A 16,131-nucleotide genomic window follows, 5' to 3' on the forward strand; every position below is an offset into this window, starting at 1 on the left:
CGTATCATCCTTGGTGGTCAGTGTGGAGTGTGGAAATCAGACGAATCTGCTCTTCGTAGGCCTGAGCGAAATCGCGGGCCAGAAGGCGCTCGCTCCAGTCGGTATCCTGGCGCAACGCCTGGTGATAGCGGCCATAGGCTCTCCAGCGGCTGCCGGAGGTGGCAATCAGCGGCTTGTTGTCGCGCTCGAAACGCAGCGTGAGCTGTTGCGGAGAGAAGTGTTCAAGCGTGCCGCGAACAGCCGCGCGGCTGGCTGTGAGCAAGGCGACCTGATGGGCCTGCAGATCACGGAAGGCGCGCGATATCGCCTGATCGGCCGGCAACTGTCCGGGCTTGTTGCCGTGCAACAGAATGTCCAGCGCTTCACCGGCATCGACGGCAAACTTCAACGGGTTTTTCTGCGAGCCTTGCACCGTGGTCTGCGCCAGACGCAATTCGTTCTTGAGCTCGCTGCGCGTGCGCAGGCTCTGCTGCAAACCGCCGACGCTTTGCTTGAGCAAGCGCGCTGCGTTCAGAGCCAGAGCCTCTTTCGCATCGTGGTCGAGCCCTTTGAGGTCAACGCCCAGCGCAGCCCCGAACTTCTCCCAAAAGCCGTCAGACTGACGCTCGACCGGTGGCGGGGCTGGCGCAGGTGCGGGCTCTTTTGGAACCTCGACCAGTTCCGGCACCAGCAGGCTTTCCATGTCGATACGGGCATAGTCAGCGCGTTGACGGCCGTCATCGATTACGTTGCTGGGTGAAATCAGCTCTTCGATTTCCGAGTAAACGCGCTCCTGCTGATCAAGCGCATTGAGCGGATCAAGATCAAGGAATGCGTCGTCCGGAATGATGCTGCCAGCCGCCTGCGGACGACCGACTTCCACGTCGAAGGCTGCCGGGTCACGTACCAGTCGGGCACGGATTTCGAAATCACCGAGAATGTATTCACTGCCGTGCTCGATGCGTACCGCTTCGCCCTTGCGCAGGCGCGTGCCGTTGGTGCTGTCCTGGATACCGTTGCTGCTGGTATCGGTCAGAAAAAACGAGCCGTCGCGATAGCTGATCAACGCGTGATGATTGGACAAGTGCCGCTTGCGGTCCGGGATGATCCAGTCGCAATCGTCCCCCCGGCCAATCACGCCGCCAGCCTGTTTGAAGGTCTTTTGGCACAAGTCAGTGGGCACGAACTGCTTGGTGTTCAGCATTTCGAAAACCAGTTCCATAATGATGCTCCTTGCGGTCACTTGCCGCGGTTGACCGCCTGCGGATCACCCAATGGGCGATAGGTGTTGTCGTTGAATTTGTAATTGCCGCTGCAGCCCCCGAGGCCGCATAGAACGACAACAGTGAGCAGGACGGCTTGCCAGTGACGAACAGACATCAGAGGGTCTCCAGAAGTGAGCAAAAAGCGCCGCCCCTTTCGGGGAGCGCTGTCAGAAGCGAATAAGGTGAAAACAAGTGCTTTTGCCTACCCATTGAAGTCACCCAGATTGATATTCAGGCGCCCAAGGCGGTAAAGCAGCGTGCGCCTCGGCAGGCCGAGTTCACGCGCGGAAAGGGTCTGGTTGCCATCGTTCTTGCGCAGGCAGTCGAGCAGCAGGCTGCGCTCGACCTGTTCCAGCCGCTCGCGCAGATTGAGGCTGCTGTCCTCGGGCACAGCGTCCGGGCGCAGAGAGAAATGCTCGGCCAGCAACTCATTGCCCTCACACAAGAGGACTGCACGTTCGACCAGGCCTTTGAGTTCGCGCACGTTGCCGGGAAACGCATAACCGGACAGGTGATCAAGGGCCGCATCCGACCAGCGCAACGCGCCGCGCTGCAGGAACGCACACGTCTTGTCGGCGAAGTGCCGGGCCAGGTCGAGAATGTCACCCTCACGATGTCGCAGGGCCGGAAGCTCAATGGGAAACTGCGCGAGTCGGTAATACAGGTCCTCGCGGAACTTGCCTTCGCTGACCATCACAGCCAGGTCCCGGTGCGTCGCGGCCAGGATGCGCACGTCGATCTTGCGCGTGTCGTTGGAGCCCAGCGGGCGAATCTCGCCCTCTTGCAGCACGCGCAGCAGCTTGGCCTGAAGCGACAACGGCATGTCGCCGATTTCGTCGAGCAACAGCGTGCCGCCATTGGCAGCCTCGAACAGCCCGGTGCGATCACGATCAGCGCCCGTGAACGCGCCTTTGCAGTAACCGAACAGTTCGCTCTCAAGCAGGTTCTCTGGAAACGCGGCACAGTTCTGAACGATGAAAGCCTGAGAGCGACGCGGACCGAAGTCATGAATCGCCCGCGCAACGACTTCCTTGCCGGTGCCTGTCTCGCCGCGCAGCAATACGGTGTAAGGGCTGTGCAGCACCTTGCTGATCATGGAGTAGGTTTGACGCATGCTTGCGCTTTTTCCGATCAAACCGTATCCGCTGATGCTCGGCGTGCTGACAACGGCCGGTCGCACCTCATCCACAGGTTGATGCAAGCGTTGCAGCAGGTTGAGTTGACCCAGTGCGAACGAACCAAACTGACCGAGGGAATCAGCAAACCCCTGCAGATCGACATGCCGGTGGCTCGCACACAACAACACGCCTTCAACGGCCTGCTGATGGTTGATGACCGGCACACACAACAACGACTGCCACGGCGTGCTTTGCGTCGGCAGAAAACTGGTTTCGTGCAGGCTGCCGCTCAGTTCGCCCAGACACACCACGCGGTTCTGGCAAAGGGCGAACTGCAACAACTGCTCGCCGTTGTAATCCACCGGCAGGCCTGCGGCTTCCCGTGGTTGCAGGATTCCGTCCAGGCACTCGGCTCTCATTTTCAGGCAGGTGTGAGTGGCATCCAAAAGATAAAGCTGTGCCAGCTCGCAGCCGCTGAGTTCAGCAAGACCGCGCACAAAATCACCCAGCAATTCGGCGCCGTTGGCCGCCCTCGCCAGGCTGGCGAACTGCGCCAGCAAGGCTTCGGCGTACGCCAACGGCTGCGGCATCTGAGTGAACATCACGCCCACCTCAGGCAAACTCGCAAGTCACACTGCCGGAGCTGTCCAGCGTGGCATGAACACGCTTCAGACTTTCTCCGGTAGCCATGGCGTCGAGCAAGCGGTCAGCAACCAGCGGCAGGACATGAAGGTCCAGCAGATGGTCGATCAGACGCGCACCGCTGTCGCTTTGCGTGCAGCGCTCGGCCAGATGATCGACAAGGTTCTGGCAGTACGTGAACTCCAGCTGACGACGGTTCAGACGCTCGCCCAGACGACCAAGTTTGATTTCGATCAGCTCGCGCAGCACCGGCCCGCTGACCGGGTAGTACGGCACCACGCGCATGCGCGCCAGCAGAGCGGGCTTGAAGTGCTTGCTGAGGACCGGGCGAATGGTTTCTTCAAGCACTTCGGCGGTTGGCCGTGCGCCGTCTTCGCACAAGGCGCTGATCTGGTCGCTGCCCAGGTTCGAGGTCATCAGAATCAGCGTGTTGCGGAAATCGATCTCGCGGCCTTCGCCGTCGTTGGCCACACCCTTGTCGAAGATCTGATAGAACAGGTTGAGCACGTCGGGGTCGGCTTTCTCGACCTCATCGAGCAGCACGACCGAATACGGCTTCTGACGCACCGCTTCGGTGAGCATGCCACCCTCGCCATAGCCCACGTAGCCCGGTGGTGCGCCGATCAGGCGAGAAACGGTGTGCTTCTCCTGAAACTCGGACATGTTGATCGTGGTGATGAAACGATCACCACCGTAAAGCAGATCAGCCAGCGCCAGCGCGGTTTCGGTCTTGCCGACGCCGCTCGGGCCAACCAGCAGAAACACGCCGACCGGCGCATCGGGTTTGTTCAGACCGGCAGCGGTCGCGCGCATCGAACGGTCGAGCGCGTGAACAGCCTGCTCCTGACCACGGATACGAATACGCAGGTCCTTGGCGAAGCTGGCCACCTTGGCGTTGTGCTCACGAGCCAGTTGCGCCAGCGGTACACCGGTCCAGGCACTGATCACTTCAGCCACAAGGCGCGGGCAGACCTCGAAGCTCACCAGTCGCTCCTTGACCTGCAGTGCGGTCAGGGCCACGTGCGTTTCGTTCAGAGCAGCGGTCAGCGCTTCGACGCTTTGCGTTTCGTCCAGCGCCACGGCTTCGATGACTGTGCCCTCCTCGTCCTCTTCGATTTCGACGGTCGGCTCGACAGCGGCCGCTTCACGCGCCTTGGCCAGTTGTTGACGCAGTTCCAGCAAGCGCTCGGCGAGCGTCTTCTGCTCAAGCCACAACGCTTCCAGTGCCGCCCGCTCTTCTTCGGCAGCTTCCAGACGCGTTTCCAGCGCTTCCAGCGCCTCGTGATCGATCAGCAGGCCAGCTTCGGCGTCACGACGCAGTGCCTGACGCTGGCGACCGCCTTCAGCCAGTTCGCCACGCAGGCGCTCGAGGCTTTCCGGAGCAGCAGCAAGACTGATGCGCACGCGGGCACACGCTGTATCGAGGACATCAACGGCCTTGTCAGGCAGCTGGCGGCCAGCGAGATAGCGAGCGGACAGCTCGGCGGCGGCAACTACGGCGTCATCGCGCAGGTAGATGCCATGGCTCTTCTCATAGACCTGCGCCAGGCCGCGCAGGATCGTGACGGCTTCGCTGACGGTCGGTTCATGCAATTGAACAGGCTGGAAACGACGGGCCAGTGCCGGGTCTTTCTCGAAGTACTTTTTGTACTCCGCCCAGGTCGTGGCAGCGATGGTGCGCAGCTCGCCACGCGCCAGCGCCGGCTTGAGCAGGTTGGCTGCATCCGAGCCACCCGCGTTACCGCCCGCACCGATCAGCGTGTGGGCTTCGTCGATGAACAGAATGATCGGCTTCGGCGACGCCTTGACCTCGTCGATCACACCTTTGAGACGACGCTCGAATTCACCTTTGACGCTGGCACCGGCCTGCAGAAGGCCCATATCCAGCGACAGCAGTTCGACGCCCTTGAGCGCCTGCGGTACTTCACCCGCTGCGATGCGCGATGCGAGGCCTTCGACGATGGCGGTCTTGCCGACGCCAGCCTCACCGACCACGATCGGATTGTTTTTGCGGCGACGAGCCAGAATGTCGACCATCTGCCGAATCGCGCCATCACGGCACAGCACCGGATCAAGCTTGCCGTCGCGGGCCTGCTGCGTCAGGTTGTGAGTGAAACGCTCCAACAGCGACTCGCCCTGGGCAGCCGGTTTGCCATTGGCAGGCTGCTCCTGTTGAGACAAGGCAAACTCTTTCAATCGATCGATATTCAGCTTGGCCAGCAAAGGCTGATAGCGGCTGCCTGCGTAGCGCATCGGGTTACGCAGGAGTGCAAGAATCAGCGCGGCCTGCTCGACCTGGGTCTGGCCCAGTTCAAGGTTGGCGACCAGCAGGGCGTCCTGCAGCCACTGCACCAGTTCCGGAGCAAATACCGGGTTACGCGAGGCGCTGTGCTCGACCCGAGATTGCAACGAGGCGCTCAACTCGCCAGCGTCCACTTCCGCATCCTGCAGGGCGCGCGCGAGCAGACCTTGCGGACGCTCAAGCAGCTCCAGCAACAAATCTTCAACCAGAATCTTGCTGCCGCCACGGGCGACGCAGCGCTCCGCAGAACTTTCCAGATCACGGCGGGTTTCGGCGTCCAGCGCTTGAATCAGTTGTTGCAGGTCTACGTTGCTCATCAGTCATTGATCCTTAATGAATTTTGCTGCCCAGGGTCACCACGCCGTCCGCTTTCTCGCGGCCGAGCCAACTGGTCCATCCCAGGCGACAGGCGTTCTGTTCACCGATACGCAACTCGCGGATTTCTTCCTGGCGCAGAACCAGTCGAATGTCGTAGTCGAGCGGGTCACGCAACGTGAACCGCACCAGCGCGCACAGCGGTTGATAGCCGAAACCGATCGGCAGGAATTCGTGAAAGCGTTGCCAGTCCAGCTCGCGGATATGAATGCGAAACTTGCCGCTGCGGTCGCGCACGTGATCGCCCAGCACCAGATCCTCACCGAGCATGCTGTTGGCACGTCCCAGGCGGTTGCGCTGTTCGTCTAGAATTTCCACCCGGCGCTCGATGCATTGCTCGATGGTCAGTTCGGCGTGCTTGAAGTAATAACGCAGCACCGCTTCGATCAGCGCAGCCGAGTGCGCACGCAGGCTGAGCAGGCCCAGATAGGGCAACAGGCGTTTCCAGTTCAACTCCTGGGCGCGCCGGATTTCTTCGCCGCCCAGGCCGATCAAGGCAAATAGCTGTGCCGAAAATGGATCGAGCGCGCCGCTTTCAAAACTGGCGCGGTAACGATATTTCTTCCAGATCGGCAACATCAACCGTTGCAGGCGATGGTGGAACAGGTCGAGGAAGTTACGCGTCGGGTTGCCGTCTTCGCTGTCGCCCAGCGCCTGCTCACCGTAGAACGCCGGCAGTGGCGAACCCGAACCGACCAGACCGATCAGGTTGAACTGCATACGCGCGCGCAAATGCCCGTGCTCGTGGAAAAACTCCACGCGACTGACGTCACTCGACGGGAAGCCAAGGCTCGGGTTGGCCTGAAACTCCAACTGGTCGTACAGGTCGTCTTCGCTCAGGTGCGGGTGTGCATCGCGCAGCCGGTCGACAACCAGCAGCACGGCCTGAAACAGCGAGTACTCGCGTATACCCAGGGTCAGCCCGCTTAAAGCAGGGGCTGGAGGCCCATACGTGGTGTCCATTGGTACACCTCTCCCTGTGTGCTTTTTACCCGCAGCTCGTGGTACGAATTGAGACTGGCGTAAAGCGCAAAAAACTCGTTGAGAACCGAAGCGAACACAAACATGTCGCCTTCGCCGATATACCCCTCAGGGTCGATGGTCAGCTCAGTGCGCAGTCCGCGTACCGGCAACCCTCGGTGCAATCTGTCCACGTGTTTGTGCTTGATCGATTTCAAACCGCCCAGCAGGCGCTTGCTGACCTTCTCTGCATGCTGGTCGTAATAGCGCGGCAAATCGTAGGTTTCGAGAATCACCTTCAACGCATTGACGTCGGCCAGCGACAGGTAGTTGAGCGACATGTTGCTGATCAGCTTCCAGAGGAAGTCACGGTTCAGCGGTGGCGCGAAACTGGAGGTGGCTGGCGTGATGTTGCGGAAACTCAAGAATTCCGGCGTGTCTTCGCAGGCCTGGTTGATATCGCCCAGTTTGAGTTTGCGCGGCAGGTTCTGATTGGTGCACATCAACTCGATCGACAGGGTTTCATGTGCTTCGATGTGGCGAATACCGAAGCTCAGATAAGTGTCGAGACCGTCGTGCAACAACGAGGAACGCTGGCGAATGCTGTAGTGCGGACGGCTGTTGGGCACATCGAAACTGGGATCGTGTTCGAAGGATTCGAACGGCACGTAATCCTGATAACCGAGACCGCCCGGCTTCCAGCCGGTCACGGTTTCAACCGAAAACACCCCGCAGGTCTCCAGATCGTACTCGGCGGGCAACAGCAGGTACTCGTCCTGCTTGCCATCGAGGCGGATCGGCAGCGCGTCATGCTTGAACAGATTGACGATCGGCGTGCAATGCAGCTTCACGTTGTCCAGCGTGGGCCGCAGGCGCTGGATGCCGCTCTTGCGAATATCGAAACGCAACTCAACGCCGCGGACTTGCTTGAGTGTCTCTTCAGGTAACGCGTTAAGCAGATCCAGGCCATTGATATCGACGAACAGAAACTTGTCCTGAAACGCGAAGTATTCCTGCAAATAGCGGTAGCCGCGAAAGGTGTTCAGCGGATACGGGATCAATGCTTCTTCTTCGGCAAACCCTACCGGCTGCACGCGGTCGCCGGGCATCTTGAACGCCATCGGCGTGCCGTTGACGCCATTGATGGGTTTGCCGGCACCGTCCAGAGGAATCAACTCGATGCCATCAAGGTTGCGCAACAAGCTCAGGTACAACATCTGGCTGATGTAACGTTCGCCCGCAAAATGCAGGCGCAAGCGGCTCAGTTCCAGCTCACCCAGATGACCCTCAGCGCTCATCTCCAGACGCAGGCTCAACAACGAACCACCGCCCTTGATCGAGTAGTTCAGCGCCGTTAGATCCAGCGCCTGAACCTCGGTCGGATAGCACGTGCGGAAACGGCAGCGCACATCATTGATCGGCAGGCTCTCGACCGGCGTATCGCGTTCGACCATCAACGCAGGCCCCGAACGCTTCAACGGATCGAACTGCAAAATGCTGAACGCAGGCAACGGCCGCATGTAATTGGGCCACAGCAAATGCATCAACGAATGGCTGAGCTCCGGCAGCTCGTCATCCAGCTTCTGACGCAGTCGACCCGTCAGAAACGCAAAGCCCTCGAGTAACCGCTCCACATCCGGATCCCGCCCGGCCTGCCCCAGAAACGGCGCCAACGCAGGACTACGCTCGGCGAAGCGACGACCAAGCTGGCGCAGTGCAGTGAGTTCGCTTTGGTAGTAGTGGTTAAAGGACATGTCTGGCTGCCTGGGTATAGATTCGTTTGATGTGCGCTGAAGCTGCTGAGAGCACAACTATGGAAAAAGAAGTTTATTTGAGGGCCCTAGAGAGCCAAAACCGTTCAAACTTGCCAGCCACCACAATTGCCAGAGCAGTAAGCCCACCTGTCAAAGCGCCATAAGCTAGGGCTCGAATGGGGTAAAGTGGTAATAGATAGACCAATATCAACACAACCATGAAAGCAACAATGCACCACTTAAAAATTTGCCGTGGAATGACGGCAATCACTATATTCAAAAAAACAAACAAATAGAAAACCATGTACATGGCAATTCCAATGGAAGCGCCACGAGAGGTCAACCCGCCAAAAATAACTTTATAGAGAGAAACCCCATAGTAATTAGCAACGACATAAATGACGCAGGCAAAAAAATGTATGAGCAAGCTTCGTGCTATCTTGGAGATCATTTTTTCCACTCTCCATACTTATCTACAGAGCCTTGCGTTATAGAAGTTCTCAATTTTTGGTCAGAGGCGACGCGGTACACAGTGCTCGTCACAATATTTTCGCGATAGCCCATTCGGCCCGCAAATACTCTTACCTTTTCAGTGCGCAGTTCAAAATTCTCGGAGGCCCATAGGGCACCGCGCAGCACCATGTAATTATCGTACTCATTGGTTTTGTCCTCCGTTGGAAATATAGGAAGACCATCACCATACTTCATACCTGTTTCAACGGTTTTCTTAATAGCAGCTTCCGCAAGCTTGGTTTCTTCAAGGTATAAACGGTAGGTATCAGTGGCGAAAGGGATCTGTCCAACGCCATCAGCCCAATAGGGTTCGCCTTCGATCATTACCATTAAAAATCCAGCCCCCCCTTCTGAGCTGTTTTTCCAATCGCCGGGCATGTTAGGAGCAAAGCTAATTGACATTCTATCAACAATCGAAAACTTTATAATTTGAGCCCAAGTCATTTGCTTATAGGCATTGTAAGCATCGGTACCAGCCGTGCTGGACTCAGGATTCACCCAACACTTTTTACGGTAATTATCCGCCAGCGGTTCAAACCATTGAATTGCTTCTGCGTACAGTTTCTCAGCCTTCATAATTCTGAACTGAACATCTGATGCATTTGGTTTTAGAGCAAAAAGAGGTACACCATTTCCTCTCGTTATCAGCCACACACTGGGCAAAGGAAGCTTTTTCGGTTCTTTATCTTCACTTGGCGTCGTTTCGGCTTTAATTTTTAACTCCGTTTTCCCATCGGAGGTCTCGAATATGTGCGCGGAGCCATCGATAACAATAGAGGTTTCCACGCGCTTACTCCGCCGAAACGTAGATGTTAACCATCTCGCCTTGTTTACCGGTGGAGAAACATCCTGTATTACCGGTTGCTGACGTACAGCCTGCTTTCTCTAGACCGCTATCAGAAACCATTCTGTAATTCAGATTCGTAACTGGCTGGCCATCCGCAGTATGAAAAGCAAAAATACGGTTAAAGACGCCTGGAATAACTATTGCCTCGGGCGCCACAAACGCCGCAGGCGTGTGCGAATTACCAATAATCACCGTCCCGGACCCGGCTGTGACCTTGTTGCCATGGGTCCCGACGGAGTCAACCGTGGCGGCCGGTTTTCCGTTGATCAGAACGGTTGTCGCCAAACCGCCCGACATCGCACCACCACATGCCGAGGCATCGCCTTGGCGGGCGGCCGGGAGGCCGTCGAAAAATACGTCGCCGGAGCCAGCGACGATAGGATTGGTACCGTGGCCGGGGAGCGGGCAAGCCGTGGGGTCGGTGACGCGTGCTGCGGGTTTTCCGGACATAGGAATCTCCTTAGTTGACCTTCACTTGACCGCTACCATCCAGGCGAGCGGCGAAACTGACCTGACGCTTGAAACCCTCAACTTCCAACAGCCCTTCGATGCTGAAGGACAGACGAAGCTGATCGTGATCACGCGGCAGGGAAATGACACGCACATTGCTCAAGCGCGGCTCGTAGGCTTCGATGAAGCTTTCGATGGCCAAACGGGCCTGACTCAGAGAGTCGTGCAGGCTCAGACGCATGTCATTGAGATCGGGTAGCCCGTAGTCGGACAGCGTTTGCACGCTGCCCGCACGGGTGCTGAGCATCTTGGCCAGATGGGCAGCCACGGACGCCGTGGCGGAAACCTCGCGGCTCCAGCTGACGCGTTTTTCCGCATCGCCATTCAGGCGTTCGAAAAGGCTGCCGTATCCAGTCATGAGTGAGCTCCGTTTACTCTTTGTCCAGCTTGCCAACCAGCGACAGGGTGAAATCAGCCCCCATGTACTTGAAGTGCGGACGCACGTTCAGGCTGACGCGGTACCAGCCAGGCTCGCCTTCGACGTCGCTGACGGTGATCTGGGCGGCGCGCAACGGGCGACGACCACGCACTTCGGCGCTCGGGTTTTCCTGGTCGGCGACGTACTGACGGATCCACTTGTTCAGTTCCAGCTCGAGATCGGTACGCTCTTTCCACGAACCGAGTTGCTCGCGCTGCAGCACTTTCAAGTAGTGAGCCAGGCGGTTGACGATCATCATGTACGGCAGCTGGGTGCCCAGCTTGTAGTTCAGCTCTGCAGCCTTGCCTTCAGCGCTGTTGCCGAAGAACTTCGGCTTCTGCACGGAGCTGGCGGAGAAGAACGCCGCGTTGTCGCTGCCCTTACGCATGGTCAGGGAGATGAAGCCTTCCTCAGCCAGTTCGTATTCACGACGGTCGCTGACCAGAACCTCGGTAGGGATCTTGGTCTCGATTTCGCCCATGCTTTCGAAATGGTGCAACGGCAGGTCTTCAACCGCACCACCGCTCTGCGGGCCGATGATGTTCGGGCACCAGCGGAACTTGGCGAAGCTGTCGGTCAGCTTGGTGCCGAACGCGTAAGCCGTGTTACCCCACAGATAATGCTCGTGGCTGTTGGCAACGGTTTCTTTGTACACGAACGATTTGACCGGGTTTTCTTCCGGGTCGTACGGGTTGCGCAGCAGGAAACGCGGAACGGTCAGACCGACGTAACGGGAGTCTTCCGACTGGCGGAAGCTCTGCCATTTGGCGAACTGCGGGCCTTCGAAGTGATCTTTCAGATCTTTCAGGTCCGGCAGGCCAGTGAAGCTTTCCAGGCCGAAGAATTTCGGGCCGGCAGCAGCAATGAACGGTGCGTGAGACATGCAGGCTACGCTGGAGACGTACTGCATCAGTTTCACGTCCGGCGAGCTTGGGGACATGAAGTAGTTGGCGATGATCGCGCCAACCGGCTGACCACCGAACTGGCCGTATTCAGCGGTGTAGATGTGCTTGTACAGGCCCGACTGCATCACTTCCGGCGAATCTTCGAAGTCTTCCAGCAAGTCATCCTTGGAGACGTTGAGGATTTCGATTTTGATGTTTTCACGGAAGTTGGTGCGATCGACCAGCAACTGCAGACCACGCCACGACGATTCCAGGGACTGGAAGTCAGGGTGGTGCAGGATCTCATCCATCTGACGGCTGAGCTTGGCATCGATCTCGGCGATCATGCGGTCGACCATTGCCTTCTTGACCGGCTCGTTGCCGTTTTGCGGCTTGAGCAGTTCTTCGATGAAGGCCGATACACCACGCTTGGCGATGTCGTAGGCTTCGTCGTCACGCGTCAGGCTGGTCTGGGCGATGATGCTGTCGAGAATGCTTTGTTCGCCTGTCTCAACGTTTTTTTGCTTTGCTGTACTGTTGCTTGGCATGGGTTTGACTTCCTTGGCTGATAGGGACTCAGGCGTCTGGGGCTGGCTGCTTCAGGCCCAGTTCGCCCAATACGCGACCGCGGGATTCGTCGTCGGCGAGGACGCTTTCGATGGCTTTGCGGAACGCAGGCGCATTACCCAGCGGGCCTTTGAGCGCCACCAACGCATCGCGCAGTTCCATCAGCTTTTTCAGCTCCGGCACCTGTTCAACCAGGCTGGCCGGGTTGAAGTCTTTCATCGAGTTGACACGCAGCTTCACGGGCAGCTCTTCCGTTACGCCTTCTTCATCCTGAAGACGGTTCGGTACGTTCAGGGTCAGCTCCAACTCCTGCTTGGCCAACACTTCGTCGAAGGTCATCTTGTCGATGCTGATCGGCTTGCGATCTTCAACTTTGCGCTCGTCCTTGCGATGGGTGTAATCACCGATTGCCAACAACTTCAGCGGCAGCTCGATCTCTTCCTGATTACCGCCGGTAGCGGGTTTGAAAGTGACGTTGATGCGTTCCTTTGGGGCTACAGAGCCTTCTTTGGCCATGGCTTTTCTCCTTTCGGTTGTGGCCCTGGGGCCTATTCGAGTACCACTTCGAGGTCTAGGTGGCACAGCCTGCGATAAATCTCTTCCTTGCGTTCGCGCACTACATGGTTCTGCGGTAACAGCTCACAGCAGCTATGCAGCAGATGCAGTACTTCCAGTGCAAGATCGGGCTCCCATGCATGAAGGCCCGATTCCTGTAACGTCTGATCCAGCGTCTCGAGTTGCGCCTTGGCCAGTTCGTATTTCTTGGCCACGAAGCACAGCCGGGCCAGGGCGAACTGCCAGAAAAATCGAGCGCGTCCGCCCTGCGCCTTTTGCAGCCCCTGCTTGAGAAGCTGCACGGCGGCTTTCAGACCGTCCTTGCGCAGAATGGGCAGCGCCGCTTCGAGGGCTACTTCCCAGGCTGGCTGGGTATCGGCAACTTCGACCTTGCGCGGTGCGCTGTTGGTTTGCAGGTGCGGCATGACGCTTGCGGTGACCCATGCCCGGGTAGCCGGATCGGCAAAGGGTGTGCCGTCGTGATAGCGCAGTTCGATGATGCCGGGCAGGCGCTGAAGCAGAAGCGCAAAATGGATTTCCACTTCGCGCATGGCCATCTCGGCGTTCAGTCCTTGCAGGCACTCCCACGCCATTCGCTGGCCGTCGAACCAGAATGGCGCCTTCGCCAGACTCGCTTCCAGTTCGACCAGAAGATCGGCATATTTGGCCTGATCGTAGCGATCCTGATAGGCCTTGAGCTTGTCTGCAGGCAACCCGCGCAGAGCCGTGATCTGCTCGGCGTTTCGCTCGGGGATTGCATCGATCGGCAGCCACAGCAATGTGCGGTTGAGGCGCAAGGCTCGCAGATCGCTGGCCTTCTGTTTAAGCCACCAGGCACACAGAGGACGTGCGTTTTCCTGCTGGGCACGCAGGGCCTTGTGCGCTTCCTTTTCGTTATCGATAGGCGCGCCGGGCGTGAACAGCTGTGTGGCCGCCTGTTTGACCTGCGCCACCGCTGCACCAACCACGCCTGGCTCCGGCTGGTTGTCAGCCGCGCGCTGAACCATGCTTTTCAGACGGCGGGAAATCGGCAGTAATAATGGAGCGTCGTCCCCCAGATGCTCAGTGCACGCTTTATCGAGGCCTTCAAGGTGTTCGACCAGACGCCGGAACATTGGCAACTGTTCTTTGATCGCGACGTTTTCGTTAAGCACCTGCTCGAGACGCGGCACCAGCCAGCCGACGGCAGCGGCGCGCGTGCGGGCTTTTCTGGGATGAATATCAGCCCAGTGATGTTCGCAAAGGTGGTGCAGAACGCCGAGTCCGGCCAACAGTCCTTGAAAGGACTCTCGCTGGTAGAGCGCCCACGCAAGCCATGCGCCTACGCGCAAGTCCTTGGACTGAGTGCGAAGCAGGCTCTCACTGTTTTCTCGAATTTTAAGCCAGTCGATCTGACCGGCTTCGTGCATGGACTGCGCTTTACCCAGCTCGCTTTCCAGTGCCTCGAACTCGACCGAAAAGCGCACGTCCTCTCCCGCGAAGTTTTCAGCGGAAACAGGAACTTTGGCAAGTTCAAGGTAGTGGGCAGAAAGTTTGCTTGAGTAGGACATCCTTGACCTTCGATTACGACGACATCCGTTGGGCCATTAGAGGGTGCGATGGCATAAAGCGCCAAAAAGCGTCGACCACGCGGCTGGCCGGTCGAGAGTCTTACGCTTTCAGAGGTCGGAATCTTACTCACGGAGATGGCCACTAGCAAGCATTCGATTAAACATCAAGGAGACGCGTTTTCATTTTCTGTAGGAAATTTCTTTTTATAACGAAAACGCATTGCCGAGCCGCTCGAAATGCACCTTGGCCAGTCGCCTGAAAGCAGCGACACAGAGCCTTTTCAGCAGAAAATTCTGTTATGGGATGTCTACGCGACGGAACGAAAAAGTTGAAAAAATAAATGCGAAAATTTCATAAAAAAAATAATAAGGTTGTATGACACACGTCATGAGAACTAGGTTTCAAACTGCACCCAAAAAGATGCAATAAATTTCATAAACATCTCTATGACTGGATTACACAACAACTACACGGAAGAGCATCATATCGCCATCATGCGCAAGAAATGGCGCACCAGATCTGTGCATAACCTGTGGACACATCTCTACAACCCATAAAAGACGTGCCATACAGCTTAGTGCGCAAGAAGTTGCGCAGTAGTGCGCAACTTCTTGCGCACATTCAGCGGTATTTCCCACAGAAATGGCCTCCTTTTCCCACGCTATGTCAGGTAACTGCCTGATTTACAGACGCTGCCTGCAAGCTGGCACGAAGCTTGATATCTGCAAGGCACCCTCCGGGCGATTTCGCCTCCGGGCACCTTCACTTATTCAGCAAGGAGCACCTCCATGGCTACGCCAGCGTACATGTCCATCACCGGCACCAAACAAGGCCTGATCACTGCCGGTGCCTTCACCGCTGATTCGGTCGGCAACACCTACCAGGAAGGTCACGAAGACCAGGTCATGGTTCAGGGTTTCAGCCACGAAGTCATCATCCCGCGGGACCCACAGTCCGGTCAGCCAACCGGTCAGCGCGTTCACAAGCCAGTCAAGATCACCAAGGTGTTCGACAAGTCCTCGCCACTGCTGCTGGCAGCACTGACGTCGGGCGAGCGCCTGACCGAGATCACCATCCAGTGGTACCGCACTTCGGCTGCCGGCACCCAGGAACACTACTTCACCACCAAACTTGAAGACGCGATCATCGTCGACATCAAGGACTACATGCACAACTGCCAGGACCCGGCGAACGCGCACTTCACTCACCTGGAAGATGTAGAGTTCACCTACCGCAAAATCACCTGGACCCACGAAGTATCCGGTACTTCGGGTTCCGATGACTGGCGTTCCCCGGTCGCCGGCTAAGTCGCGCCGACCGCTTCAAGCATCGGCCAGCTCTGCTGGTCGATGTTGTTTACGCCCCTCCAGAATTTCGCGTGTGCCGGGCCGCTTTATTTGAGCCTCGACGCGCGCAGCAGCACTGCACGAGGAACAAGGGATGTTCGCGCCGGCCAATCAGACTCACTTCAGCCTGACCGTAGAAGGGCTTTCGAACGACCTTCAAGTGTTCGCCCTTACCGGCCGGGAAGCCATCAGCCAGCCATTCGCCTTCGAGGTGGAGCTGGTCAGTGAGCAACCGTCCCTGGACCTCGAAACGTTGCTGCACAAACCGGCCTTTCTGCAGCTTTCGCCTGACGGCAGCGGCATTCACGGCCAGATCTACCGCGCCGCCCAGGGCGATTCCGGCAAGCGGCTGACCCGCTACGCCGTGACCCTGCGCCCGCAGTTGGCGTACCTGGCGCACCGCATCAACCAGCGCATCTTCCAGAACCTGAGCGTGCCGAAAATCATCGGCCAGGTCCTCGAAGAACATGGCATTCAGAGCAACGCCTATCAGTTCAAGGTCGGGGCAACGTACCCGGAGCGCATTTACTGCGTTCAGTACGATG

Annotated in this window: 15 protein-coding genes; 2 read left to right on the forward strand and 13 right to left on the reverse strand. The window is 57.7% G+C overall.

Features of this window, described 5'->3' with window-relative positions:
• Window positions 1-4: 4 nt before the first annotated feature.
• The 13 genes from tagH to tssA all read right to left on the reverse strand — a co-directional run bounded on the left by tagH (window position 5) and on the right by tssA (window position 14,239).
• Window positions 5-1,201 carry a type VI secretion system-associated FHA domain protein TagH gene (gene tagH, locus QRN20_RS23730; protein WP_004882981.1) on the reverse strand — a complete coding sequence of 399 codons (1,197 nt, stop codon included), beginning with the start codon at window positions 1,199-1,201 and terminating at the stop codon, window positions 5-7.
• Window positions 1,202-1,218: 17 nt separating this feature from the next.
• Window positions 1,219-1,359, reverse strand: coding sequence for a hypothetical protein (locus QRN20_RS23735; RefSeq protein WP_004882980.1), 141 nt, complete (start codon window positions 1,357-1,359; stop codon window positions 1,219-1,221).
• Window positions 1,360-1,446: 87 nt separating this feature from the next.
• Window positions 1,447-2,964 carry a sigma-54 interaction domain-containing protein gene (locus tag QRN20_RS23740; RefSeq protein ID WP_004882979.1) on the reverse strand — a complete coding sequence of 506 codons (1,518 nt, stop codon included), beginning with the start codon at window positions 2,962-2,964 and terminating at the stop codon, window positions 1,447-1,449.
• Between the two features lie 10 nt (window positions 2,965-2,974).
• Window positions 2,975-5,623, reverse strand: coding sequence for a type VI secretion system ATPase TssH (gene tssH, locus QRN20_RS23745; RefSeq protein WP_058431376.1), 2,649 nt, complete (start codon window positions 5,621-5,623; stop codon window positions 2,975-2,977).
• A gap of 13 nt (window positions 5,624-5,636) precedes the next feature.
• Window positions 5,637-6,644 carry a type VI secretion system baseplate subunit TssG gene (gene tssG, locus QRN20_RS23750; protein ID WP_004882977.1) on the reverse strand — a complete coding sequence of 336 codons (1,008 nt, stop codon included), beginning with the start codon at window positions 6,642-6,644 and terminating at the stop codon, window positions 5,637-5,639.
• Window positions 6,608-8,395, reverse strand: coding sequence for a type VI secretion system baseplate subunit TssF (gene tssF, locus QRN20_RS23755; RefSeq protein WP_122468814.1), 1,788 nt, complete (start codon window positions 8,393-8,395; stop codon window positions 6,608-6,610). Before tssF ends, tssG begins: the two co-directional genes overlap by 37 nt.
• Window positions 8,396-8,468: 73 nt before the next feature.
• A complete protein-coding gene (locus QRN20_RS23760; protein ID WP_122468817.1) occupies window positions 8,469-8,846 on the reverse strand; it encodes a hypothetical protein in 378 nt (125 codons plus the stop codon).
• Window positions 8,843-9,694 (reverse strand): hypothetical protein, encoded by an 852-nt coding sequence (locus tag QRN20_RS23765; protein ID WP_004882974.1) that lies wholly within the window; start codon window positions 9,692-9,694, stop codon window positions 8,843-8,845. Before QRN20_RS23765 ends, QRN20_RS23760 begins: the two co-directional genes overlap by 4 nt.
• A 4-nt stretch (window positions 9,695-9,698) precedes the next feature.
• Window positions 9,699-10,205, reverse strand: coding sequence for a PAAR domain-containing protein (locus tag QRN20_RS23770; RefSeq protein WP_058431378.1), 507 nt, complete (start codon window positions 10,203-10,205; stop codon window positions 9,699-9,701).
• Window positions 10,206-10,215: 10 nt separating this feature from the next.
• Window positions 10,216-10,623: a type VI secretion system baseplate subunit TssE gene (gene tssE, locus QRN20_RS23775; RefSeq protein ID WP_003413694.1), complete on the reverse strand. Its 408-nt coding sequence runs from the start codon at window positions 10,621-10,623 to the stop codon at window positions 10,216-10,218.
• Window positions 10,624-10,636: 13 nt separating this feature from the next.
• A complete protein-coding gene (gene tssC, locus QRN20_RS23780; RefSeq protein WP_004882972.1) occupies window positions 10,637-12,115 on the reverse strand; it encodes a type VI secretion system contractile sheath large subunit in 1,479 nt (492 codons plus the stop codon).
• A gap of 28 nt (window positions 12,116-12,143) precedes the next feature.
• The gene (gene tssB / locus QRN20_RS23785; RefSeq protein ID WP_029244033.1) at window positions 12,144-12,650 is read right to left on the reverse strand and encodes a type VI secretion system contractile sheath small subunit; all 507 of its coding nucleotides are present in this window, start codon (window positions 12,648-12,650) and stop codon (window positions 12,144-12,146) included.
• Between the two features lie 32 nt (window positions 12,651-12,682).
• A complete protein-coding gene (tssA, locus tag QRN20_RS23790) occupies window positions 12,683-14,239 on the reverse strand; it encodes a type VI secretion system protein TssA (protein WP_004882970.1) in 1,557 nt (518 codons plus the stop codon).
• A 789-nt stretch (window positions 14,240-15,028) separates the two neighbouring features.
• On the opposite strand from tssA, the gene QRN20_RS23795 reads away from it, so the two are divergent.
• Both QRN20_RS23795 and QRN20_RS23800 read left to right on the forward strand, forming a co-directional pair.
• On the forward strand, window positions 15,029-15,547 hold the full coding sequence (locus QRN20_RS23795; protein ID WP_004882969.1) for an Hcp family type VI secretion system effector: 519 nt from the start codon (window positions 15,029-15,031) through the stop codon (window positions 15,545-15,547).
• Window positions 15,548-15,680: 133 nt separating this feature from the next.
• A partial coding sequence (locus QRN20_RS23800; protein ID WP_285361367.1) for a contractile injection system protein, VgrG/Pvc8 family occupies window positions 15,681-16,131 on the forward strand: 451 nt, incomplete at its 3' end.

It is taken from the genome of Pseudomonas sp. fls2-241-TYG-175, assembly GCF_030209155.1.
GTDB classification, from domain to species: Bacteria; Pseudomonadota; Gammaproteobacteria; order Pseudomonadales; family Pseudomonadaceae; genus Aquipseudomonas; species Aquipseudomonas viridiflava.